Annotated in this window: 26 protein-coding genes; 2 read left to right on the top strand and 24 right to left on the bottom strand. The window is 48.6% G+C overall.

Going from position 1 to position 20,394, the window contains the following annotated elements:
- Nucleotides 1-17: 17 nt before the first annotated feature.
- The gene (locus tag H8876_RS04815) at nucleotides 18-875 is read right to left on the bottom strand and encodes an alpha/beta hydrolase (RefSeq protein ID WP_249286764.1); all 858 of its coding nucleotides are present in this window, start codon (nucleotides 873-875) and stop codon (nucleotides 18-20) included.
- A gap of 178 nt (nucleotides 876-1,053) precedes the next feature.
- Between H8876_RS04815 and H8876_RS04810 the strand changes: the two genes are divergently transcribed.
- The gene (locus H8876_RS04810) at nucleotides 1,054-1,191 is read left to right on the top strand and encodes a hypothetical protein (RefSeq protein ID WP_249286763.1); all 138 of its coding nucleotides are present in this window, start codon (nucleotides 1,054-1,056) and stop codon (nucleotides 1,189-1,191) included.
- Between the two features lie 16 nt (nucleotides 1,192-1,207).
- On the opposite strand, the gene H8876_RS04805 is transcribed toward H8876_RS04810, so the two are convergent.
- From H8876_RS04805 to H8876_RS04725, 17 genes are all read right to left on the bottom strand, one after another.
- Nucleotides 1,208-1,948: a flavin reductase family protein gene (locus H8876_RS04805; RefSeq protein ID WP_249286762.1), complete on the bottom strand. Its 741-nt coding sequence runs from the start codon at nucleotides 1,946-1,948 to the stop codon at nucleotides 1,208-1,210.
- A gap of 20 nt (nucleotides 1,949-1,968) precedes the next feature.
- A complete protein-coding gene (locus tag H8876_RS04800; protein WP_346727838.1) occupies nucleotides 1,969-2,916 on the bottom strand; it encodes an RluA family pseudouridine synthase in 948 nt (315 codons plus the stop codon).
- Nucleotides 2,906-3,349: a signal peptidase II gene (lspA, locus tag H8876_RS04795; RefSeq protein WP_249286761.1), complete on the bottom strand. Its 444-nt coding sequence runs from the start codon at nucleotides 3,347-3,349 to the stop codon at nucleotides 2,906-2,908. The genes H8876_RS04800 and lspA overlap by 11 nt, the downstream gene beginning before the upstream one ends.
- A gap of 44 nt (nucleotides 3,350-3,393) precedes the next feature.
- On the bottom strand, nucleotides 3,394-4,029 hold the full coding sequence (locus tag H8876_RS04790; RefSeq protein WP_177265008.1) for a DivIVA domain-containing protein: 636 nt from the start codon (nucleotides 4,027-4,029) through the stop codon (nucleotides 3,394-3,396).
- 21 nt (nucleotides 4,030-4,050) lie between these two features.
- Complete coding sequence (locus H8876_RS04785; RefSeq protein WP_249286760.1) at nucleotides 4,051-4,554, bottom strand: cell division protein SepF; 504 nt, start codon at nucleotides 4,552-4,554, stop codon at nucleotides 4,051-4,053.
- A 9-nt stretch (nucleotides 4,555-4,563) separates the two neighbouring features.
- Entirely contained in the window at nucleotides 4,564-5,265 is a 702-nt protein-coding gene (locus tag H8876_RS04780) for a YggS family pyridoxal phosphate-dependent enzyme (protein WP_249286759.1), read from the bottom strand.
- Nucleotide 5,266: 1 nt separating this feature from the next.
- Nucleotides 5,267-6,340 carry a biotin/lipoyl attachment domain-containing protein gene (locus H8876_RS04775; protein WP_249286758.1) on the bottom strand — a complete coding sequence of 358 codons (1,074 nt, stop codon included), beginning with the start codon at nucleotides 6,338-6,340 and terminating at the stop codon, nucleotides 5,267-5,269.
- 37 nt (nucleotides 6,341-6,377) lie between these two features.
- The gene (trmD, locus tag H8876_RS04770) at nucleotides 6,378-7,121 is read right to left on the bottom strand and encodes a tRNA (guanosine(37)-N1)-methyltransferase TrmD (protein ID WP_249286757.1); all 744 of its coding nucleotides are present in this window, start codon (nucleotides 7,119-7,121) and stop codon (nucleotides 6,378-6,380) included.
- Nucleotides 7,122-7,133: 12 nt separating this feature from the next.
- Nucleotides 7,134-7,631, bottom strand: coding sequence for a ribosome maturation factor RimM (rimM, locus tag H8876_RS04765; RefSeq protein ID WP_249286756.1), 498 nt, complete (start codon nucleotides 7,629-7,631; stop codon nucleotides 7,134-7,136).
- Between the two features lie 66 nt (nucleotides 7,632-7,697).
- Nucleotides 7,698-7,928: a KH domain-containing protein gene (locus tag H8876_RS04760; RefSeq protein ID WP_249286755.1), complete on the bottom strand. Its 231-nt coding sequence runs from the start codon at nucleotides 7,926-7,928 to the stop codon at nucleotides 7,698-7,700.
- Nucleotides 7,929-7,943: 15 nt separating this feature from the next.
- On the bottom strand, nucleotides 7,944-8,183 hold the full coding sequence (gene rpsP, locus H8876_RS04755; protein WP_249286754.1) for a 30S ribosomal protein S16: 240 nt from the start codon (nucleotides 8,181-8,183) through the stop codon (nucleotides 7,944-7,946).
- Between the two features lie 77 nt (nucleotides 8,184-8,260).
- Nucleotides 8,261-9,601, bottom strand: coding sequence for a signal recognition particle protein (gene ffh, locus H8876_RS04750; RefSeq protein WP_177265049.1), 1,341 nt, complete (start codon nucleotides 9,599-9,601; stop codon nucleotides 8,261-8,263).
- Nucleotides 9,602-9,605: 4 nt separating this feature from the next.
- Complete coding sequence (ylxM, locus tag H8876_RS04745; protein ID WP_177265050.1) at nucleotides 9,606-9,980, bottom strand: YlxM family DNA-binding protein; 375 nt, start codon at nucleotides 9,978-9,980, stop codon at nucleotides 9,606-9,608.
- A 55-nt stretch (nucleotides 9,981-10,035) separates the two neighbouring features.
- Entirely contained in the window at nucleotides 10,036-11,631 is a 1,596-nt protein-coding gene (locus H8876_RS04740; protein WP_249286753.1) for a [Fe-Fe] hydrogenase large subunit C-terminal domain-containing protein, read from the bottom strand.
- A 2-nt stretch (nucleotides 11,632-11,633) separates the two neighbouring features.
- Nucleotides 11,634-12,335, bottom strand: coding sequence for a DNA alkylation repair protein (locus tag H8876_RS04735; protein ID WP_249286752.1), 702 nt, complete (start codon nucleotides 12,333-12,335; stop codon nucleotides 11,634-11,636).
- Nucleotides 12,328-13,122, bottom strand: a complete 795-nt coding sequence (locus tag H8876_RS04730) for a putative ABC transporter permease (RefSeq protein ID WP_249286751.1) — start codon at nucleotides 13,120-13,122, stop codon at nucleotides 12,328-12,330. The genes H8876_RS04735 and H8876_RS04730 overlap by 8 nt, the downstream gene beginning before the upstream one ends.
- Nucleotides 13,123-13,124: 2 nt before the next feature.
- Nucleotides 13,125-13,799 (bottom strand): Crp/Fnr family transcriptional regulator, encoded by a 675-nt coding sequence (locus H8876_RS04725; RefSeq protein WP_249286750.1) that lies wholly within the window; start codon nucleotides 13,797-13,799, stop codon nucleotides 13,125-13,127.
- Between the two features lie 96 nt (nucleotides 13,800-13,895).
- Between H8876_RS04725 and H8876_RS04720 the strand changes: the two genes are divergently transcribed.
- Nucleotides 13,896-14,543, top strand: a complete 648-nt coding sequence (locus H8876_RS04720) for an ATP-binding protein (RefSeq protein WP_249286749.1) — start codon at nucleotides 13,896-13,898, stop codon at nucleotides 14,541-14,543.
- Here the strand turns inward: H8876_RS04720 and H8876_RS04715 are convergent.
- From H8876_RS04715 to H8876_RS10165, 6 genes are all read right to left on the bottom strand, one after another.
- Nucleotides 14,524-16,002, bottom strand: a complete 1,479-nt coding sequence (locus H8876_RS04715; protein WP_249286748.1) for an aminotransferase class I/II-fold pyridoxal phosphate-dependent enzyme — start codon at nucleotides 16,000-16,002, stop codon at nucleotides 14,524-14,526. The two genes, H8876_RS04720 and H8876_RS04715, sit on opposite strands and share 20 nt — an antisense overlap.
- On the bottom strand, nucleotides 16,002-17,384 hold the full coding sequence (locus H8876_RS04710) for an aminopeptidase (protein WP_249286747.1): 1,383 nt from the start codon (nucleotides 17,382-17,384) through the stop codon (nucleotides 16,002-16,004). Before H8876_RS04710 ends, H8876_RS04715 begins: the two co-directional genes overlap by 1 nt.
- Before the next feature lie 55 nt (nucleotides 17,385-17,439).
- Nucleotides 17,440-17,820 carry a RidA family protein gene (locus H8876_RS04705; RefSeq protein WP_177264798.1) on the bottom strand — a complete coding sequence of 127 codons (381 nt, stop codon included), beginning with the start codon at nucleotides 17,818-17,820 and terminating at the stop codon, nucleotides 17,440-17,442.
- A gap of 69 nt (nucleotides 17,821-17,889) precedes the next feature.
- Nucleotides 17,890-18,837 carry a TIGR03943 family putative permease subunit gene (locus H8876_RS04700; RefSeq protein WP_249286746.1) on the bottom strand — a complete coding sequence of 316 codons (948 nt, stop codon included), beginning with the start codon at nucleotides 18,835-18,837 and terminating at the stop codon, nucleotides 17,890-17,892.
- 27 nt (nucleotides 18,838-18,864) lie between these two features.
- Entirely contained in the window at nucleotides 18,865-20,010 is a 1,146-nt protein-coding gene (locus tag H8876_RS04695; RefSeq protein ID WP_249286745.1) for a CobW family GTP-binding protein, read from the bottom strand.
- Nucleotides 20,011-20,191: 181 nt separating this feature from the next.
- Nucleotides 20,192-20,323 carry a hypothetical protein gene (locus H8876_RS10165; RefSeq protein ID WP_283241755.1) on the bottom strand — a complete coding sequence of 44 codons (132 nt, stop codon included), beginning with the start codon at nucleotides 20,321-20,323 and terminating at the stop codon, nucleotides 20,192-20,194.
- Nucleotides 20,324-20,394 lie beyond the last annotated feature (71 nt).

Genomic DNA, 20,394 nt, shown 5'->3' with positions numbered 1-20,394 from the left:
GGTCTGCCCTGCGCAGATCAGATTTTTTCTGCCCATTCTACAGCTTTAGCGATCACCTCATCGCCCCTGCTCTGCGGGCCGCCGTTATGGATCTCATGGTAAAGACCGCTCCATTCAATATACTCGATATTTTCTCCGTCGGCCTTCATGCGGGCTGCGATATTGCGGCTTCCGGCAACATCACAGATCTTGTCTTTTTCCCCATGCATCAGAAGAAGCGGGATCTGTTTCGCACGGCCATTGTTTTCCAGCTGACCCGATTCCAGCTTCTGACCCGTTTCAAATCCGTCCACGGCACACAATGCCGATATCCTGTTATGCACCAGCGGGTGATCGTTGAACGGCTTGACACAGTCCAGGTTGCCCAGATCAGCTTCATTGATCTCGGATCCGATCGTAACAGATGGTGCGACGCGTGACAGGAATTTGACTGCTTTGTACAGAAGTGCCGGTACCGGGCGAACCAGACGCACCCATGGCGCTGTTACGATGTACGCCGCCACCTCTCCATTGAGCCTCCCTCTGCTGCGGTAATCCAGAACGATATTTCCACCCATGCTGTGACCATATAATATCAGCTTCTTTTCCGGATAGATGGCCTGCGCATACTCGATCAAAGTACTGACATCACTCAGCACATCCTTTCGCGGTGCACAGTGACCTCTTTTTCCAAGAGATTTTCCGTGCCCGCGCAGATCAAAAGCCAAAACCGCCATGTTTTTCTCGCGAAACGCTTCTGCCACCCGGTCGAACCGTCCACCGTACTCCCCTATTCCATGGACGATGCAGATCACTTTTTCAGGATCGTCCACATTCCAGGAGTATCCTTCCAGTTTTCCATTTTCGAATTGCTGCAAAATAAAATTCTCATACATTTTTCTTTCCTCGCCTTCTACTTGTCGGAAAAATTCCAATAATCCGCCTTTTCCTTACATTTTCGCAGATTTTTCTTGTAATTTCGATCTCAAGGTCGTACATTGAGTATAACACAGCCCCAACAAATCATTCGATGAAAATCCGTTATAGTCGATTCTGGAAAAAGGAGGCGGCACTATGAAAAAAGTTTGCACATTATGTGGATGTCAGAGCTACGAAGCATTTGCTTTTAAAAGCGGCCATGTGTGTGAAACCTGCCTGCGTCATCTGAAGTCGGATTCGCAGACATGTGGTCAGGTGCGAATCAATCATTAGCCCGGCACCTTCCGATTCACCGGATTTTTTTCGCGGGGCTGTGAGACTTCTTTCGGCCGGAACTGTTTCTGCGAGAGGCTTGACCTCTCACCGGAGCTTCCGGTCGTTTTCCATTTTTGCCTTCTCTGTCACCTTGTTTTGCCTTTCGCGCATGATCATCCTGACGTTTCTGTGCAGCGATCCGTCTTCGGGTCTTCGGCTTCATCACAGAATAACCGAATGTCCCAAGTTCCTTGTGCTGCAATGCCACGTAACTGCCGTGGCTGTAAGCGATCAGTCCTGCATCCTCCAGGCGCAGCCGTCCTTTTTCATCCATCAGGCTTTCTTCCACAGAAACTCCTATGATTTCCGCCAGAAACATATCGTGAGTCGGAAACTCCCGGACGTCCAGCACTTTGCATTCAAGATTTACCGGAGATTCCCCGATGGACGGGCAGGAAACCTTCCGGCTCTTTGCAGGAGTCAGGTCCATTTCCTTGAATTTATCTACTTTTCGCCCTGATCTTACACCGCAGTAATCCGTTGCAAATGCCAGATCCTTCGTAGTCAGATTGATGACAAACTCTCCTGTGCGCGCTATGATATCGTGGGAATGCCGTTCTTTTCGCACTGAAATATACGTCATAGGCGGATCCGTATTGACGATCCCCGTCCATGCTATAGTAATAATATTCTGTTCTGTTCCGTCTCCGCAGGAGACCATCACAGCCGGAACCGGATTCAGCATGGTTCCCGGCTTAAATTCTATTTTTGCCATGATTTGTTCTCGTCATTCTGTTATTTTATCTGCTTCTGCAGTCGCTTCAGCACCTTCTCAAAATCTTCCGGAAGAGGACTTTCAAACTCCATGTATTCGCCGGTCGAGGGATGCTGAAACCCCAGGATCCCCGCATGCAGCATCTGCCGTGACGCGCCTTCTTTATTGGAAGCCGGACCGTACAGGCTGTCTCCTAAAAGCGGATGCTTGACAGATGCCATATGAACACGGATCTGATGTGTCCTCCCCGTCTCCAGCCTTGCTTCGATCCAGGTGAATTTCCCAAAACGTTCGATCACCTTGTAATGTGTGACTGCCGGCTTGCCGTGGTCGTAATTGATCGCATTGCGCAGTCGATTTTTAGGATCTCTGCCTATGGGAGCATCTATGGTCCCTTCCTCTTCCCGTATGTTATGATACACGATAGCCTGATATCTTCTGGTGATAGAGTGCTCCTGCAGCTGCTGCGAAAGGGAAGCGTGAGCGTGATCATTTTTCGCTACCATTAAAAGACCGCTTGTATCCTTGTCGATCCGGTGTACGATCCCCGGACGTATTACTCCATTGATGGACGAAAGCGCATCACCGCAGTGAAACATCAGAGCGTTCACCAGCGTCCCCGTATAATTCCCGGGGGCCGGATGCACCACCATTCCAGCCGGTTTGTTGACCACCAGCAGATCATCGTCCTCATAAATGATCTCAAGGGGAATATCCTCCGCTTCCACCTCCAGCTTCTCTGGAGCCGGTATCCGGACCAGGATACAGTCGCCTTCAACGCCCTTTTCTTTTTTGCTGCAAAGCTTCCCGTTTCTAAAAACTTTTCCTTCTTCAAAGAGTTTCTGCAAAAAACTTCGCGAAAGGCCGTCAGTCTTCTCTGCTAAAACAGCATCCAGACGTTTTCCTTCCGTCTCCGATGTGATGATGATTTCCGTCTGTTCTTCCATTTTATCACAACTATCCGTCATGCCTCTTTTTCCTTTCAGATACGAAAACATCCAGCAGAAGCAATCCGCAGCCAACACAGATAAAAATATCTGCGATGTTGAAAACAGGAAATACCCTGAAATCAAATAAATCGACCACATACCCCTGCGTGATCCTGTCTATAAGATTACCAAGACCGCCCCCGCAGATAAAGGCAATCGCAAGATTCATGCAGATGTTCCAGTTTTTACGCTTCCAAAACAAAATGATCAGCGCTGTCAGGATCGCTGCGCACGGGAGCAGGATCAAAAATACCCACTGCCCTTGCATCATACTGAATGCCGCGCCTCGGTTCTGAACATACGTTATATGAAAGATCTCAGAAATTACCGGGATCGATTCTCCCGGCACCATCTGAGATGCGACTGCATATTTCACGAGGTGATCCAGAAGGATCACCCCTATTACAATCAAAAAGTATACCATATGAAAACAGGGGGCGGGATGCCCCGCCTCCTTTAATATTTGATATTTCTCATCGTTTTCTGCATTTCTGCGCCGTTATTGCTCTTTCCGTAATCATACGTTCCACGCTCTGGTTTCGGTGCCGGTTTAGGAGCTGCCTTTGCTCCCGGTTTCTGCTCCAGATTCTGCAGCGGCGTCATTTCCGGAAGGTCGTCAAAATCATCCACACCCAGCTCCGGGAACATTTCTCCGCTCAAAGATTCAAATCGCTGAAGTTCAGACTGCAGCAGCTTTTTGTAGCGAGTCCTGAAATCGATAAAGCGCGCTTTCATCGCCTCGCTTTCTTCCGAGATCTTGTCCGCCATCTCCTTCGCTTCTTTCTGCATCAGCTGTGCATCCAGTTCTGCATTCTTCAGCAAGATCTCCGCCCGCTTTTCTGCACTTGCAGAAATATCAGACATGAGACCTTTCGCCGCTTCCAGCGTTTCCAGGACCGTGCCCTCGGAATTTCTGTGACGTTCCAGCTCTTCTACCAGACGGCTGTTTTCTTCCTTCGTCTGACGCAGTTCGTCCAGAAGCCGTTCCAGATCAATCGTGATTTCATCCAGAAATTCATTGACTTCATCTTCTTTATAACCCCGAACTGCTTTTGAAAATTCTTTTTCCTGAATATCGATCGGTCTAATCATTTCCTGCCTCCTGTAATCTCATTACTTCCAAGGATTCTGCTCTCCGTTTTCCCCTCCGAAGGAATACGGCTTGTTTTCTCCTTCTGCGAAAATCGCCACGTTTTCCGGTGCGAAAACGAATATGTTATTTGCGACTTTCTGTACATTGCCATTCAGTGCATAGGTAGCACCGCCCAGGAAGTCGAAGATCTTTCTTCCCGTATCGCTGTCCAGCTGTTCCAGATTGATGATGATCGGCTTTCTGCTCTTCAGGCTGTCTACCAGCTTCGGGCACTCTTCAAATCCTTTCGGTTCGATCACCACCAGTTTGAATGCTGTCGTGATCGCCTTTACTGTACGATTCTGCATCGGAACGACATTGCCGGAATCATAGCGTGGAGACGTCGTTGTCTGGGTTCTCGGTTCTACCGGTTTTCTATCATAATAACTGTTGTTCTTTTCGTATTCTTCTTCCTCTTCAAGTTCTTCTTCGTCTTCGTATTCTTCAAAGCCCATTAAATCTTTAAATTTGTTAAAAACACCCATGATTACCTCCTACTTTTTACTGTAATCTCTTGCTCCGAAAATGGCACTTCCTACGCGAACCAGATTCGAACCTGCTTCAATAGCGACTTTAAAATCATGGGACATACCCATGGACAGATATTTGAAATCCAGATGCGGATGTTCAATCCCGGCAAACTGATCGTACTGTTTCTTCACTTCGTCAAAATATACTTTGATATCTTCAGGATCTTCTGCAAAAGGTGCTACGCACATCAGCCCGCGCAGCCGGATATTTTCACAGTTCTCCAGGATTTCATGGATCAGTTCTTCCGTTTCTGCTGTAGTAATACCGAACTTGCTTTCTTCCTGTGCCGAATTGACCTGCAGCAGGATATCCATCGTGATCCCCTTAGCACCGGCACGCTTGTCGATCTCTGCGGCCAGCTTATAGGAGTCCACCGAATGGATCATAGATACCTTGTCGATGATGTATTTCACCTTGTTTGTCTGTAAATGTCCGATCATATGCCATTTTACAGGCTTCACCGCATCGAACTTATCCATGATTTCCTGCACCTTGTTTTCTCCGATGTCCGTTACCCCGGCATCGATCGCCACGTTGATCTCCTCCGGTGTCCTTGTCTTGCTGACTGCCACCAGAAGGACATCGTCCGCACTGCGTCCGCACTGCTGCGCTGTTTCAGCGATCTCACCGCGGATCATATCCAGGTTTTTTTTGATGTCTTCCATCTTAATTCGCCTCTTTCTGCTCTGTACTTTCTTCTGTGTTTTTCGTATTTTTTTCTTTATTCGCTTCTTTTTTCAAATCCTCTTCCAATGCATTGCCTGGATGACGAAGCACTTCATCATACACATTTACTGTCGTGATCTGCTTGCCGTTTTCATCCGTAAAGGCTGCGTCACTCAGGACGGAATCCTTTCCGTCTGTTGCGATCACCTTTATCTGCTTGAAGATATAATTCCCGTTTTTATTTTTTACATAAACGCCTTTTTTGCCGTTCTTTTCTACGATCGCCTTATTGCTTACGATCAGACCTGAACTGTCGCTTGCCACCACCTTCATGTCTTCTTCACGGCTTGCTGCGAAACTTTTATAATATACATCCAGGAAGAAAATCACACGATACTCATCGCCATCCTTCTTCACCTTGTATACGGTCGCATCCACATCGCCGTCAGGAAGCTGCAGCGTCACCTCATTTCCTTCCTGATAGTTTCTGACGTTCTCCTTGTCGATCCAGCAGAGTATATACCATACATCATCTCCTGAGATCTTAAAGATCGGTTCTCCCTTGATCACCGAAGATCTTTTCAGATCGGTCGTCCTGTATGACTGGCTCTCCACTGTTTCACGCTTGACTTTTTCCATTTTTTCCGGAGTCAGATAGTTCTCATAACCATCAATGGACAGACTGAACACTCCGCTTATTGAAGCGCTGCAGGAATCGACCAGTCCATCGTATCCCTTGAGGCGATCCATACAGTCCGAGAACCGCGTCGATTCCGAATCCTTACTGCTGTCCGCCTTTACGGAAACCACCTCGGCGCCCTTCTTTACGACGGTCCCCTCCGTCACCGGATATTCGATTTCACCGGAATCTGCAGCCACCCCGATCTCTTCCGTCTTGACGAAGTAACCCTTCGTTTCATAGGACAAAGTCAGCGTGCCAGGTTCCAGAACCTGTGTTGTTTCAAAAATATCTGTCACCTTTGGCAAAACCTCTACGATGGTAAACAAAAGCAACAGGATCACGATATATAAAAAAATTGCTCGTTTTGTCTTCTTTGTCAGTTTTCGTTTCATTGTTTTATTTTACACCAAAGAACTTTTTCATGCAATGCTACCGCTCCATTTTCATGATTTCTTCAAGAATACGCCGTTCCTCTTTCGAGAAAGCATGCTCCTGCTCCAGATATCGTTTCAGAAGATCCGGGCGACGTTCTTTTGTCAACGCTAAAGACTGCTTAAATCGCCACAGATCGATCTGCTTATGATTGCCGCTTGTCAGCACCTCCGGGATCTCAAGCCCCCGATATTCCCGCGGTTTCGTATACTGAGGATGCTCTAAAAGCCCTGAATACACCGATTCATCCAGTGCAGAATTCTCATTTCCCAGTACTCCCGGTATCATACGTGCCACAGAATCGATCAGTACCATCGCAGGGAGCTCTCCTCCTGTCAGTACGTAGTCACCAATGGAGATCTCCTCTGCATTCCAGTGATCCAGCGCCCTCTGATCCACTCCTTCGTAATGGCCGCATAGAATGACCATCTCCGGGATCTTCGAAAGTTCTTCGATCTTCTCGCGATCGAGGATCTTCCCGCGCGGCGACATATATATCACTTTTTTGTTTTCAGCCTCAACGGATTCCATTGCACCGAAAACAGGATCAGCCATCATGACCATGCCGCCTCCGCCTCCAAAGGGATAATCATCCGCCTTATTGTGCTTGTCATGGCTGAACTGCCGTATGTCGGTCGCTTTGATCTGCAGGATCCCTGCGGCGACCGCCCGTCCCAGCATACTGCTTTCCATAACAGGGCGAAACATCTCCGGAAACAATGTCAATACATCTATTTTCATTCGTTTCACTCCCTATAAATCCGTAAGACCCTCGATCAGCGTCACCGTGATCAACCGCTCTTTTCCATCTATTTTCTGTACAAATGCATCCACTTTCGGGATGAGTACCGTTTTTCCATCATCACGTTTTACTTCGAAGATATCCTGTGCTGTATTCTGCAGGACATCTGTTACGACTCCATGAAAAGAGCCGCCCTGTTCTTCCACTTCCATACCGATCAGATCACGAATGTAGAATTGTCCTTCCGGAAGCTCTGGAAGATCCGCTTCCGTAATAAAAAGCTCCGTGCCCTTTGCAGCCTCTGCCGCATTCCGATCATCGATACCGGAGAGCTTGAGAATGACCATATTCTTCTGCATGCGCACATTCTGCACCTTAAGCAGTCTGTCTCCTGCATAGATCTCGGGAGTTCTCTCATAGACCTCCTCGCTGTCCGAATAATTATAAACCTTGACTTCCCCTTTCAGACCGACTGCATTGACGATCTTGCCGATTTTGATTTTCTCCATATTTACCGCCTGTTACAATATAAGACAGGCACATATATTAAAAAATACATGTGCCCTTCATTTTCTTTACTGAACGATTTCTACGACTACTCTGATATTAGCCTTGGTTGCCGCTGCTTTCACAACAGTTCGGATGGCTTTGGCGATCCGGCCCTGTTTGCCGATCACCTTTCCCATATCATCGGGTGCCACCTTCAGCTGTACCACTGTAGTGCCATTGGATTGTTCCTCAGAAACTTCAACAGCCTCCGGGTTTTCTACCAGCGACTTTGCAATTGCACTAACTAATTCTCCCATTGGTTTCACCGCTTTCTATAAAATGCCGCTCTTCTGGAAAAGTTTTTTCACTGTATCTGTCGGCTGTGCACCTGTTCCCAGCCATTTCTGAGCCTTTTCCTCATCGATCTTGATGTCAGCCGGGTCAGTCATCGGGTTGTAGTATCCGATCTCTTCGATGAACTTACCATCTCTTGGTGCTCTGGAATCTGCAACTACTACACGGTAAAAAGGCTTCTTGTTTGCTCCCATTCTCTTCAGTCTGATTTTAACCATTTCTTTATTTCCTCCTAAAATATATTCGTTATAATTGTTATATAGAAAAGTCCTGCATCGGACTTGTTCGATCTTGCTTACATGCCGCGGAACATCCGGTTCATCCTGCCTGCTCCGCCTTTTCCCGTGAAGCTCTTCATCATCTTTCTCGTCTCGTCATACCGCTTCACCAGCTGATTGATCTTAGAGACCGGCTGACCCGATCCTGCTGCAATCCGCTTTCTTCTGCTGGCATTGAGGATGGAAGGGTTTTCCCTTTCTTCCCGCGTCATAGACTGGATGATCGCTTCCATCTGGACAAAGTCGCGCTCGCTCTGCTCCACGTTTACGTTCTGCATCGCCCGGCTGTTCATTCCGGGCATCATTCCCAGCAGTTTGCCAATCCCGCCCATCTTGCGGATCTGACCCATCTGCTCCAGGAAATCCTCCAGCGTAAACTGATTCTTGCGCAGACGCTTTTCCAGTTCCTGCGCCTTCTGTTCATCGTAGTCTTCCTGTGCCTTTTCGATGAGGGTGAGCATATCGCCCATGCCCAGGATCCGGCTTGCCATACGCTCCGGATGAAACGGCTCCAGCGCATCGAATTTTTCACCCGTACCGACGAATTTCACAGGTCTTCCTGTCACCTTTTTTGCAGAAAGCGCCGCACCGCCTCGGGAGTCGCCGTCCATCTTAGTCATGATAATGCCGTCGATACCGAGTCTGTCGTTGAACCCCTCTGCCGCATTGACTGCATCCTGACCGGTCAGCGCATCGACAACCAGAAGGATCTCATGAGGCTTGATAGCTCCCTTCAGGCGAACCAGCTCCTCCATCAGTTCTTCATCGATCTGCAGCCGGCCTGCAGTATCGACGATCAGCACATTGCAGCCTTTTCGTTCCGCCTCTTTTATAGCCGCCAGAGCGATCTTCTCAGGCTCCCGGCTTTCCCGCATGGTGAACACCGGTGTATCTACTGCCTTTCCCACTACTTCCAGCTGGTCGATAGCGGCCGGACGATAGATATCGCATGCGCACAGCATTGGTTTCTTGCCGTTTTTCTTAAGATAATTGGCCAGCTTGCCGCAGGTGGTTGTTTTACCGGTACCCTGCAGACCGACCATCATGTATACCGTAAACCCCTTCGGGGAATAGGTCAGTTTGCTTCCGGTCCCGCCCATCAGCTCGGTAAGCTCATCGTTTACGATCTTGATCACCTGCTGACCCGGGGTCAGGCTCGCCATAACTTCTTCGCCCAGCGATTTCTGTTTCACGCTGTCTACGAATTCCTTTACGACCTTGAAGTTTACATCCGCCTCTAGCAGAGCCAGCTTGACTTCACGCATGGCTGCGTTGATGTCTGCCTCCGTCAGGCTTCCTTTTCCCTTCAGGCCTTTAAAGACATTCTGCAGTTTTTCGGACAATCCTTCGAATGCCATAGGCTTATTCCTCCAGTTTATCTATAATATCTTTGATCTTCTGTAATTCTGCTGTAACCTCCGCCGGCACCAGCGCTTCCTGCTTCTGCACGTCTTCCATCAATCCTTCGATCCTTTCATCGATATCTCCGATGGCTTCCCGGCTCTGCTGAAATTTGTCTACCAGCCCCAGCTTCTGTTCGTATTCATGCAAAGCCCTCCCGGCGTTCTTGAGCGCATCATGCACGCCCTGTCTGCTGATGGAAAACTCCGCTGCGATCTCTGACAGTGACAGATTTTCTCCGTAATAAAGTTCCATCACTTCCCGCTGTCTGTCCGTCAGAAGGCTTCCGTAAAAATCATACAAAAGGCTCGTCTGGATCACGTCATCGATCTTCATGGACATCACCTCACCAGCCTAGTATATAACAGAGTTTCATTGCTGTCAAGCGTTTTTACTTAACAGTGTATAAAATGCACTCCCGCTCTGTCGCCAGACCCTTTACGATATCTTCTGCAAAGGCTCTGCAGTTCGGGGCTCCGCACACGCCGCAGTCGATCCCCGGCAGCGAGCTGAGAACTCGCCCCATTTCTTCCATCTTTTTAAGGGAAACATCCAGATCCTCGTCCAGCCGCAGAACCGGGCGATAACAAAGAGGACGATTCCGGAGAAGTTCATCCTCTTCTCCCGGCAGATTCAAAGTCCGCTCTCCGTACTTTTCCTTTGCCTCATCGATGAGCGGTTTTATATTCGCCTTTGCTGAATAACTGTTTTCCACGGTAAGGGATCCGCCGAAACATCCGCCGCGGCACGCCTCCGTCTCTACAAAAGCCAGTCCATCCAGCTTCTCATCCTCGATTTTTTCAAAAATATCGATCACTTTATCAATACCATCTACCGCTACAAAATCATCGGTCTGCAGCGACAGGCTCTCCCCTCCCGGACTCGGCCAGCGAAGTCCCGTCATGCCTGCCTTCTCCAGATCTTCGATTTCCTCATCTTTCAGCTCTTCCAGATTCTGCAGTACCTGCTTGTAGATGTCCGAAATGGCGATCATCTTATCGATATCTGAATCAACCACCTCGTCGCTTTCCTTGATAAAGGATATTTTCGCAGTACATGGTGCGATAAAGAAGATCCCCACCTTCTTGTCAGGATGTCTTCTCTCCGCTTCCCGCCGTGCCATACTTGCCACTACCTCCACCGGTGGACGGTAGTCCACCACATGCTCCATGAGATTGGGGAATCTGATCTGGATCAGATTCAGGATCGACGGACACCCTGCGGAGATCAGCGGCAGTTTTCGTTTACCACTGTGCAGAAGCTCCCGCAGCCGGTAGCTGATCATCTCTGCACCGATCGCTTCTTCATAGATTTCATCAAATCCCACTCTCTTCAGTGCTGTCAGCAGATGATTCCTGGATCTGATGTTATGGAACTGTCCAAAAAAAGCCGATGCCGGGATGGCGATCTTGTAATCATATGCTTCCAGACAGTCGGGAGCATCTGTCACCGGACTGTTGGCGTGACGAGGACAAACCTTGATGCACATGCCGCATTCAATGCAGCGCTCTGCAGAAATCACGGCTTTTCCCGATTTTATCCGGATTGCTTCCGTTGGACAGGTTCTGGCACAATGGGTACATCCTATACACCGTTTCGGATCCAGCCGGATCGATGTCAGGTGTTTGTTTTCAAAAGAAAGAGGGCCTTCACGAAGTCCGTGACTATGAAGTTTGCCACATACGGTAAACGTCGTATCATCTGTCTTCACCAGCGCTATGTTCCGGTTGGCAGCCAGTTCGATCATAGCATCCGTCACCGTCTTTCCGCAGGTGATGATGATGCATGTTATGTTCATCATCTCCGAGGCACGAATGACCTGCGGATTTACAAGGCTCGTAATGAGGATACTGTCATCCGCTGTATCCAGCATGACATTGCTCATCAGATCCGAAGCCACCGCATAGGAATATTCCCGCCGTAATATTTCTTCTGTCCCATACAGGATCTTGCCGCCTATCATGGAAATAATCTTTTTCAGTTCCATCATTACCTCCGCTTCATCGCCTGCAGCTGCGCCTTCTGCACATTTGAGATCTGCCGGCTTTCCCGTGCCTTCTGCAAAGCTTTATTATATGTAAAATCATCGAGCTTCGCCTGTTTCATAAATACCATCGTCTCATCATAAAACTTGACGAAACAAATAGAGATCAGCCACGCTACCGCCATCTTAACATAGTACCCTTCATGGCGGACAGACTGCGCTGTCGCAAACAGCCGGTCCAGATACTCCCGCTTCATATAATGATCCAGCAGCATCACGACGCCGAACCTGACGTCAAACTCCAGATCGCTTTGCAGATACGGCCGTAAAAATTCCCAGGTATCTTCCCTGTACTTCCGTGTTTCCTTCAGACTGGCGCAGAACGTATCGCAAATGGCCCAGTTTCTGATTTTGGGAACGAATCCTTTGATCTGTGCAAAAAGCATTTCGCTGGGCACATTCCTTTGCAGGCCGATGATCATGCCCTGCAGCGTGATCTCTTCATAGCAGGAATCGCCGATCTCCTGCAAAAGGATATCCGCGCGCCCGCCGGACTTTGTAAAAAGCTCTCTGGCATACCGGCGCAAGGCAGGGATCCTCACCCCTAACAGGTTTTCCTCTCCTGGAACCAGACCGCCGTGAAACGCTTTATATTTCGGATCGCTCAAACTTTGCAGCTCCTGATAGATTTCCTTCTGCCTACTCATGTCTGCGTTCCTCTATTCGTTCTTCCAGCTTTTCTTTGACATGCTTCAATCTCTCGCTCTGCTTTCGGAGCAGTTCCATATGCTCACTGTACTTTTCCAGCTGACGGCTGAGCGGCATTTCAGTCTTGAACGCAAGCACAAAACGCTTCTTTTCTTCCAGCTCTTCCCGCTGCTGCGCGAGATAATCCTTCAGCTCCTCGTATTTGACCACGATATCCTTTTCCTGTGCGAAGTCCCGCACCTTACCGGAGATGTTGAGAGAATACCAGAGGTCGATGGCGAACACTCCGAAAAACATGCCGATGAAAAAGGAAAATGCCAGATGCTGCGAAAGCCAGTGGACCCAGCCCACCACATATGGGTTGACAAAGAAATAATACACGCATCCAAGCAGGCCCCATATGACTGAAAACTTGGGGCAGATGATACCTTTGATATTGCCTTTTTCCTTCGTGTAGTCCCAGAGTTTCACATGCATACCGCGGATAAAAATGATTCCTGCGATGTATTCGATGATGGTCATGACCACTGCCATGATCACCAGAATGATTGCTACATCCAGTGCCTTGCTAGGCGTCATAGCCACAGCACTCAGCGCGGACACGGCATACATGCCCCACAGACCGAAGCCGTAAAGGGGCAGATACGGTCCTGCGAGAAATCCCGGATTGATCCATTTTCTTTCCGGGTTGGCTCGCGAAAAGAAGCGGCGAAAAAATACTTCCATACACCATCCCAGGCAGCTTCCTATAAAAAATAAGAATGCGAAAATCAACACCTGATTCATCTCTAATACTCTCCTCCCTGTTTCAGCTCAAAATGGTTCTTGTTGAATTCGAGGATACCTTCATCCCTCAGTTTTCCAAGTTCCTTGGACATGGCGCTTCGATCCACTGCCAGAAAATCCGCCAGCTGCTGCCTGTTGAACGGGATTTCAAAACAGGAAGAATCCTGCTTGAGCGACTGATCGGATAGATACGAAAGCAATTTATCCCGTGTCGTCCGCTGCGACATATGTTCCAGCTTGCGTGTCAGCTCGCGGTTCTTGACTGCCAGTACATAGGCAAAATTGCGGATCAGCCGAGCGTGGTACGGACATACCGTTGAACACACCTGAAAAATTTTCTTCACGTCTAACAAAAGCACGGTACTGTCCTTTACAGCAACTGCATTGATCCTAACCGGTTCGTCATCCAGAAAAGAGTACACTTCCCCAAGAAGTTCTCCTGCAGATACGTCCGCCAGAATGCTGTTATTTCCCCAGTAATCCTCCCTGTCGATATGAAACATCCCGTCAAGCACCAAAGCCGCCATGCCTGCCGGCTCTCCGGCGCGATACAGGAATTCTCCCCGCGTGAACCTTTTTTTCACAGCGGCCAGACAGTCCAGCATAGACAGGATATTTTTTTCTTCCATGCCGCGAAAGATCTTTGCGCGCCGCAGAAGCCCCATATAGTTTTTCATGATTTTCTCCAGAATTTTTTATTGCGTTGTAAAAACAACATACTTGATCCTCTTATTGTATTAGAATTCTGTTAGAAAAGCAAGGAGGTCACTGATATGATCCGAAAAATAATTAAGATAAATGAAGAAAAATGCAACGGCTGCGGTCTGTGTGCCGAAGCATGTCACGAAGGAGCGATCGGAATGGTGGACGGTAAGGCGAAGCTGCTTCGCGATGATTACTGTGATGGCCTGGGAGACTGCCTCCCGGCCTGTCCGACCGATGCTATCACATTTGAAGAACGGGAAGCTGCCGCCTATGATGAAGCAGCCGTAGAGGCTCATAAGGCACGGCGTGCTGCTGCTAAGACTGTCAAGGCGGATAAAGAGGACGTGCCGCCGGAAAGTGCACTTGTCAACTGGCCGGTGCAGATCAAACTGGCGCCGATCCAGGCTCCGTATTTTGAAGATGCCGATCTGCTGATCGCGGCAGACTGCAGCGCTTATGCCTATGGAAATTTTCATGGGGATTTCATTGACGGCAAGATCACACTGATGGGATGTCCGAAACTGGACATGGTAGACTATTCCGAAAAACTTACGGAACTGTTTACAAGAAATACGATCCGCAGCATCACCCTTACCCGTATGGAAGTTCCGTGCTGCGGCGGTCTGGAATACGCTGTAAAGCAGGCAGTCGCCGCCAGCGGAAAGGATATTCCGCTGAAGGTCGTTACCATTGGGATCAACGGCGATTTGAAATGACCGTGATCCTGTTTTGTTCATCGATCCCGATGACTTTCTCTCCTCTCTTTCTGAGGTGAAGCACATATTGGATATCCTCATCGTCCAGGACTTCTCCCGGACATATGAGAGGTATCCCGGGAGGATACGGTATAATGGAGGTTCCGCATATGCGTCCGCTGCATTTTCTGATATCCTCTGTCTCTTTTTCCCCTGCAGTATCTTGCAGGGGTCTTTTTTTATTCCACGGGATTTTCGATTTTGCTGGATTTTCCGAGAGTTTAGTGTGCTTCGGTTTTTCCGCATCTCTCGGCACGTCCTGCACCATCCGGTCACCTCGGCTTTCCTGCTCTGCGATCTCCTGCAAAGCTGCCAGCAGCTTCTCATAGTCTGCCTGCGTATTGCCGATGCCCGTCATGCACATCAGGATGTTGCCCGTCGTCAGTTCACAGAAAATATCATGTTTCATCAGTTCCTGTTCCAGCCGTGCTCCCGAAAGTCCCAGAGCACTCATGTCCAGATCGATCTTGGTCTGATCCATGCTCCCGCTTTGCAGATCGGCCGGCTGAAGCATCCGCAGCCCGGGGATCTTCTCCGCTTCACGATAAAAAACATCAAGATTTTCCTGCCACTGTGTGAAAAGGGATGTTCCGTGCTCCCTCATGATATCTCCATTTAGATCCAGTGAAGCCATGAGAAGATAAGAAGGGCTGGTACTTTCGATTTTCTGCAGCTGATCTTCCAGAACCGGCAGACTGATCCGCTCTGAATTTACATGAAGCACTGCACTTTGTGTGAAAGATGCCAATGTTTTGTGAATACTGTCCACGATGATGTCAGCTCCGCAGTCCTCGGCTGCTGCAGGTTGATCTTTCATGAATTTCAAATGAGCTCCATGAGCCTGATCCACGATGAGGATCCCGTCGTGACTGTGCACCGTCTCCGCGATGCCGGCAATGTCGCTGCAGATCCCATAGTAATTTGGGCTGGGGAGCACCACAGCCCTGGCTTCCGGATGCTCCCGCATCAGCCGATCGATCTCATCTGCCGTGGTAACACCTGCAATACCATATCGTGCTTCCTCTTCCGGGTAGGCATATACCGGTTTTATATTTCCTAAAGTCAGAGCATTGAATACCGCTTTATGGCAGTTTCTCGCCAGGATCAGCGAGCCTCCCGGCTCCACAGATGCCAGGATCCCCGCGATCAGCCCTCCGCTGGTGCCGTTGATCAGCAAATATGATTTTTTGACGCCATAGAGATTTTGATACTTTTCCTGAGTTTCCCGGATGATCCCTTCCGTCTGAAACAGGTTGTCCGCTCCCGGGATCTCTGTAATATCGCAATCCATGATATGTTCCAGAAAATCTCCATACCCCAGCCTGCGATACAATTCACTTCCTTTATGTCCCGGCATATGAAAAGACACCGGACAAAGTCCGGTGTGTTTCAGCAGGAATTCTGTAATGCCCCCTGCCATTATTTCATCTCCAGCAGGAAGGCTTCATAAGCACGTCTTGCTTCGTAAATATCCACCTTACTGGTCACTTCGTATGGTGCATGCATGTTCTGTACTGCAATACCACTGTCGATGACTTCCATTCCATAGTTGGCCAGGATATATGCTATGGTGCCGCCGCCGCCTTCGTCCACCTTGCCCAGTTCCGATGTCTGATAGGAGATCTCTTTAGCATCCAGAATATTTCTCAGCTTTGCGATGTATTCCGGATTGGCGTCGTTGGAACCGGATTTACCACGCGCACCCGTATATTTGTTAAAGGTAAGACCTTTGCAGAAATAAGCGCAGTTGTTCTTCTCCATGACGGATGGATAGTTGGGATCGAATGCTGCACTGACATCGGATGACAGCACGCAGGATCTTCCCAGTGCTCTGCGAACACCCAACTCGCTGTATGCTCCCATGCAGTTCATCACTTCTGCTACGGTATTTTCAAAGAACCTGGAATGCATACCCGTTGCACCTACGCTGCCGATTTCCTCTTTATCCACCAGCAGGCAGACACAGGTCCTGGCAGGATCTTTAACGGCAAACATGGCTTCTGCGGATGGATAGGAGCAAACTCTGTCATCCTGTCCATACCCGATGATCATGCTGGAATCCAGTCCGTAATCTCTGGCAGGTCCCGCCGGGACAGCTTCCAGTTCAGCCGACTGGAAATCAGCTTCTTCCATATCATATTTTTCCTTCAGGATCTTAAGAATATTGGCTTTGACCGGCTCCGTTTCCTCACCGTCCAAAGGGATGCTTCCAATGAGAATATTGAGATCTTCTCCTTCTACTACACGAGCACCTTTTTTATCCATCTGCTTTGCAGCCAGATGGATCAGCAGATCAGAAACACCAACAACAGGCTCGTCGTCTTTTTCTCCAATGCTGACATTGATGGAAGTTCCATCTTTTTTGACGACAATACCGTGAAGCGCCATCGGTCTTGCCACCCACTGATACTTCTTCACGCCACCGTAGTAATGTGTCTCCAGCAATGCCAGAGAATCGCTTTCGTACAGCGGATTCTGCTTTAGATCAAGACGTGGCGAATCGATGTGTCCGCCCAGGATATTCATGCCGTTTTCAAACGCCTCTGTTCCGATTTGGAACAGGGCCAGCATTTTCTTCATGTTGACCGCATAGACCTTGTCGCCGGTCTGCAGCTTCTCGCCTGACGTGATGACGTCGTTCAGATTCCGGTAACCGTTAGCCTCAGCCTTTGCAGTAAGTGCCTCTACGCACTCCCTCTCGGTCTTACATTCAGAAATGAATTTTCTATAGTCTTCACAAAAACGAAAGATTTCTTTTCTTTCATTTTCGTTATATTTCTCCCACGCATTTTTACGTTTCATATGCTTGCCTTTCGCTCCTTTTTCTGATTTTATAACGCACTTCTGCCTGTTTCGCTTACAGAACCGCGATGACCTCTACTTCGCAGAGGACGTCCTTTGGCAGAGTCTTTACAGCTACGCAGGAACGCGCCGGTTTTTCTGTAAAGAATGCGCCGTACACTTCGTTGAATGCTCCGAAGTCCCCCATGTCCTTAAGGAAGCATGTGGTCTTTATCACATTTTCCTGGGATGTTCCAGCTTCTGCCAGAACGGCTGCCAGGTTCTTCATCACCTGCTCTGCCTGAGCCTTGATGTCGTCTCCTACGATTTCTCCCGTCGCCGGATCCAGTGCGATCTGACCGGAGGTGTAAAGCATACCGCCGGCGGCGATTGCCTGAGAATACGGGCCTACAGCGGCCGGTGCATTATCTGTATGGATCTTTGTGATCTTGTTCATATTGTTTTCCTCTCTGTTTCTATGAAACATTAACGTATTTTGGTTTGTAAAAAAGCGACATGTTACGTCCTATGAAAAAGTAACGAGTTCCGGCTCCGGTTTCGAAGCCGCCTCGATCTTTTTCAGTTCCAGGATAGGTCCTTCTTCTCCTTCACCGTACATCTCACACGGACCGTAATCGAATCCGACTGTCACCTTGACCCAGTCCTCGTGTTTGAATCCCGGCTGTTCTTTGAAGAAGCAGACGAATCCCAGGAACTGGATGTCATCAGCACAGCAGGTCATAATATGACGCCCCGGCACAAAATATTTGTGGGTCTTGTCCGAGCTGGCACAGTATTTTGCCACGAAGGTTATGTCTTTTCCCATGTACCGGCCTGGGTGATCCATAGCATCCAGATACCACAGACCGTAGTCCAGATCTTCGATGACTACTTCCTGACCGCTGAAATCAAAAGGCATGATCTCGTCTTCATTGGCAAACATGGTGCCGTCTGTCTTTTCAAATGCAACCTGGACCTGCGGATTCAGCGCCTTGAGGTTTCTTCGAAGCTTCATGCGATCCGTCTCCTCCGTACAGCGGTTTACAATGATCAGGTTGGAGTCCTTTAATGGCTCCATGAATTTTTTCCGCATATTGGTCAGATATAAATCAACCGTTTCCCCATTCACAGTGGAATAGATTCCACCGATAAACCATTCTCCGGGGAACCCGCTTAAAAAGAATGCATCCATTTCCCACATGCCATTATATTCGATCATGATCTGGGCTGGTTTATACTGCTCTTCACAGTTTCTCCAGAACTGCCGTGTCATCTCTTCAGGATCTTCCAGGGTCAGCATCGTCATGTTATATTTTTTTAAAAATGCCTCGCTGAAATCCTCCTCGCCTTCCTCTGTCCGGATAAGGAGTGTCCTGCCCGGCTCCAGAAAGCCTTCTTCTGCCGCCACTTCATGGATCAAAGTGGTCTTGCCGCTTTCCAGCAGTCCTGTAAATAAATAAACAGGTATTTCCATAGCAACGTCCTTTCTGTCGTATCTATTTTATTTCGCAAATACTTTTTCCAGTTCGTCCTTCTTCAGTTCCGTACCGATGACACAGATCCGGCCGATATAATCCGGCTTGCAGTCGCGGATTTCCGTTTCTTCCGGCACCATGTCGAATTCCAGCCAGCCGCCTTCTTCTGTCTGGACGATGCCTTTTGCACGCAGCACCGTCCCGAAGTCCTGAGTCATACTCAAAAGCTTCAGCAGATCTTCCAGTTCTGCGCGGCTGAATTTATGAACTGTCTCGATGCCCCAGCTTGTGAACACTTCGTCCGCATGGTGATGGTGTTCGTGTTCATGGTCGTGATGATGTTCTTCATGGTCGTGATCGTGACAGCCGCACGTGCAGTCCGCTCCATGATCGTGGTGGTGCTCATGATCATGGTGTTCGTGCTCCTCGTGATCGTGGTCATGCTCGTGATCATGATGGTGATGTCCGTGATCATGATCATGATGCTGCTCGTGGTCATGATCATGATGATGCTCGTGGTCATGGTGCTCATGATGCATATGAGAAATCAGCTCCATCATCTCTTTCTTCAGATCGTGTCCCTGCTCCAGCGCAGCCTTGATCATATCACCGGAAAGTTTGTCCCACTCCGTTGTCACGATAGCCGCTTCCTCATTTTTTTCACGAAGCAGCTCGATGCATTCCTTTAACTTCGCCTCATCCATCATCTGCGTCCGGCTGAGTACGATGGTGTTGGCATACTCGATCTGATTGTCGAAAAACTCACCGAAATTCTTCATATACATCTTGGCTTTCTTGCCGTCTACCACGGTGATCAGGCTGTCCACCTCGATCTGTGCATCCTCCTGCATGTCGGACACTGCCTTTGCAACATCCGAAAGTTTGCCGACTCCCGACGGCTCGATGATGATACGATCCGGATGATACGTATCCACTACCTGCTTCAAAGCTCTTGCAAAATCTCCAACCAGCGTGCAGCAGATACATCCGGAATTCATCTCTGTCACTTCGATACCGGCATCCTGCATAAAACGGCTGTCCACGCCGATCTCCCCGAATTCATTCTCGATGAGAACCATTTTCTCACCGCTGTAAACCTTTGAAATCAGCTCTTTTATAAAGGTCGTTTTACCAGCTCCCAAAAAGCCTGATATAATATCTACTTTCGTCATCCAAACCACTCCTTTTATCTTAAAATCTTATTCTATACATTATTTTCTGCAAAGCGGGCTCCGCCCAGCTCCAGTAATTATTGTACCATAATAATACAATTTATGTTATCCCAACTTCATGAATTTTTTGTGAGGAAACACCCGTGTCTACGAAATTCTGGCACGATTTTCTACGCTCGGACTAAATTCCCTCTGCAAAAACAGAATTCTTTTCTGCACAAACCAACTCACACGCCAAATTTTCAGAAAGCATAAAATCCGAAAATCTATCATCACTATTTTTTCCTAATCGCAACGGATTTTTCAACCTCATTCTACCACCTCTTCAATTTTCCCCCTGGATATTATCCCATTTATTCCTGTCTCTTATACACATCTCCGAGC

This window comes from Lentihominibacter faecis (assembly GCF_014306095.1).
Lineage (GTDB): Bacteria > Bacillota > Clostridia > Peptostreptococcales > Anaerovoracaceae > Lentihominibacter > Lentihominibacter faecis.
The sequence above is the reverse complement of the archived record's forward strand: the minus strand, read 5'-3'. Positions and strand labels throughout refer to the sequence as shown.

Coding starts and splice junctions, on each gene's coding strand:
- rpsP (WP_249286754.1), bottom strand. CDS start 8,183: ATGGTTAAAATCAGACTGAAGAGAATGGGAGCAAACAAGAAGCCTTTT.
- H8876_RS04700 (WP_249286746.1), bottom strand. CDS start 18,837: ATGGAAATACCTGTTTATTTATTTACAGGACTGCTGGAAAGCGGCAAG.
- H8876_RS04815 (WP_249286764.1), bottom strand. CDS start 875: ATGTATGAGAATTTTATTTTGCAGCAATTCGAAAATGGAAAACTGGAA.
- H8876_RS04785 (WP_249286760.1), bottom strand. CDS start 4,554: ATGGGTGTTTTTAACAAATTTAAAGATTTAATGGGCTTTGAAGAATAC.
- H8876_RS04720 (WP_249286749.1), top strand. CDS start 13,896: ATGATCCGAAAAATAATTAAGATAAATGAAGAAAAATGCAACGGCTGC.
- H8876_RS04810 (WP_249286763.1), top strand. CDS start 1,054: ATGAAAAAAGTTTGCACATTATGTGGATGTCAGAGCTACGAAGCATTT.
- H8876_RS04695 (WP_249286745.1), bottom strand. CDS start 20,010: ATGACGAAAGTAGATATTATATCAGGCTTTTTGGGAGCTGGTAAAACG.
- ffh (WP_177265049.1), bottom strand. CDS start 9,601: ATGGCATTCGAAGGATTGTCCGAAAAACTGCAGAATGTCTTTAAAGGC.
- H8876_RS04725 (WP_249286750.1), bottom strand. CDS start 13,799: ATGAAAAACTATATGGGGCTTCTGCGGCGCGCAAAGATCTTTCGCGGC.
- H8876_RS04740 (WP_249286753.1), bottom strand. CDS start 11,631: ATGGAACTGAAAAAGATTATTTCCATGATAGGCGGCAAGATCCTGTAT.
- H8876_RS04735 (WP_249286752.1), bottom strand. CDS start 12,335: ATGAGTAGGCAGAAGGAAATCTATCAGGAGCTGCAAAGTTTGAGCGAT.
- H8876_RS04800 (WP_346727838.1), bottom strand. CDS start 2,916: ATGACGGATAGTTGTGATAAAATGGAAGAACAGACGGAAATCATCATC.
- rimM (WP_249286756.1), bottom strand. CDS start 7,631: ATGGAGAAAATCAAAATCGGCAAGATCGTCAATGCAGTCGGTCTGAAA.
- H8876_RS04710 (WP_249286747.1), bottom strand. CDS start 17,384: ATGAAACGTAAAAATGCGTGGGAGAAATATAACGAAAATGAAAGAAAA.
- H8876_RS10165 (WP_283241755.1), bottom strand. CDS start 20,323: ATGAGGTTGAAAAATCCGTTGCGATTAGGAAAAAATAGTGATGATAGA.
- H8876_RS04715 (WP_249286748.1), bottom strand. CDS start 16,002: ATGGCAGGGGGCATTACAGAATTCCTGCTGAAACACACCGGACTTTGT.
- H8876_RS04805 (WP_249286762.1), bottom strand. CDS start 1,948: ATGGCAAAAATAGAATTTAAGCCGGGAACCATGCTGAATCCGGTTCCG.
- H8876_RS04760 (WP_249286755.1), bottom strand. CDS start 7,928: ATGGGAGAATTAGTTAGTGCAATTGCAAAGTCGCTGGTAGAAAACCCG.
- H8876_RS04790 (WP_177265008.1), bottom strand. CDS start 4,029: ATGATTAGACCGATCGATATTCAGGAAAAAGAATTTTCAAAAGCAGTT.
- H8876_RS04780 (WP_249286759.1), bottom strand. CDS start 5,265: ATGGAAGACATCAAAAAAAACCTGGATATGATCCGCGGTGAGATCGCT.
- H8876_RS04775 (WP_249286758.1), bottom strand. CDS start 6,340: ATGAAACGAAAACTGACAAAGAAGACAAAACGAGCAATTTTTTTATAT.
- ylxM (WP_177265050.1), bottom strand. CDS start 9,980: ATGAAGATCGATGACGTGATCCAGACGAGCCTTTTGTATGATTTTTAC.
- trmD (WP_249286757.1), bottom strand. CDS start 7,121: ATGAAAATAGATGTATTGACATTGTTTCCGGAGATGTTTCGCCCTGTT.
- H8876_RS04705 (WP_177264798.1), bottom strand. CDS start 17,820: ATGAACAAGATCACAAAGATCCATACAGATAATGCACCGGCCGCTGTA.
- H8876_RS04730 (WP_249286751.1), bottom strand. CDS start 13,122: ATGAATCAGGTGTTGATTTTCGCATTCTTATTTTTTATAGGAAGCTGC.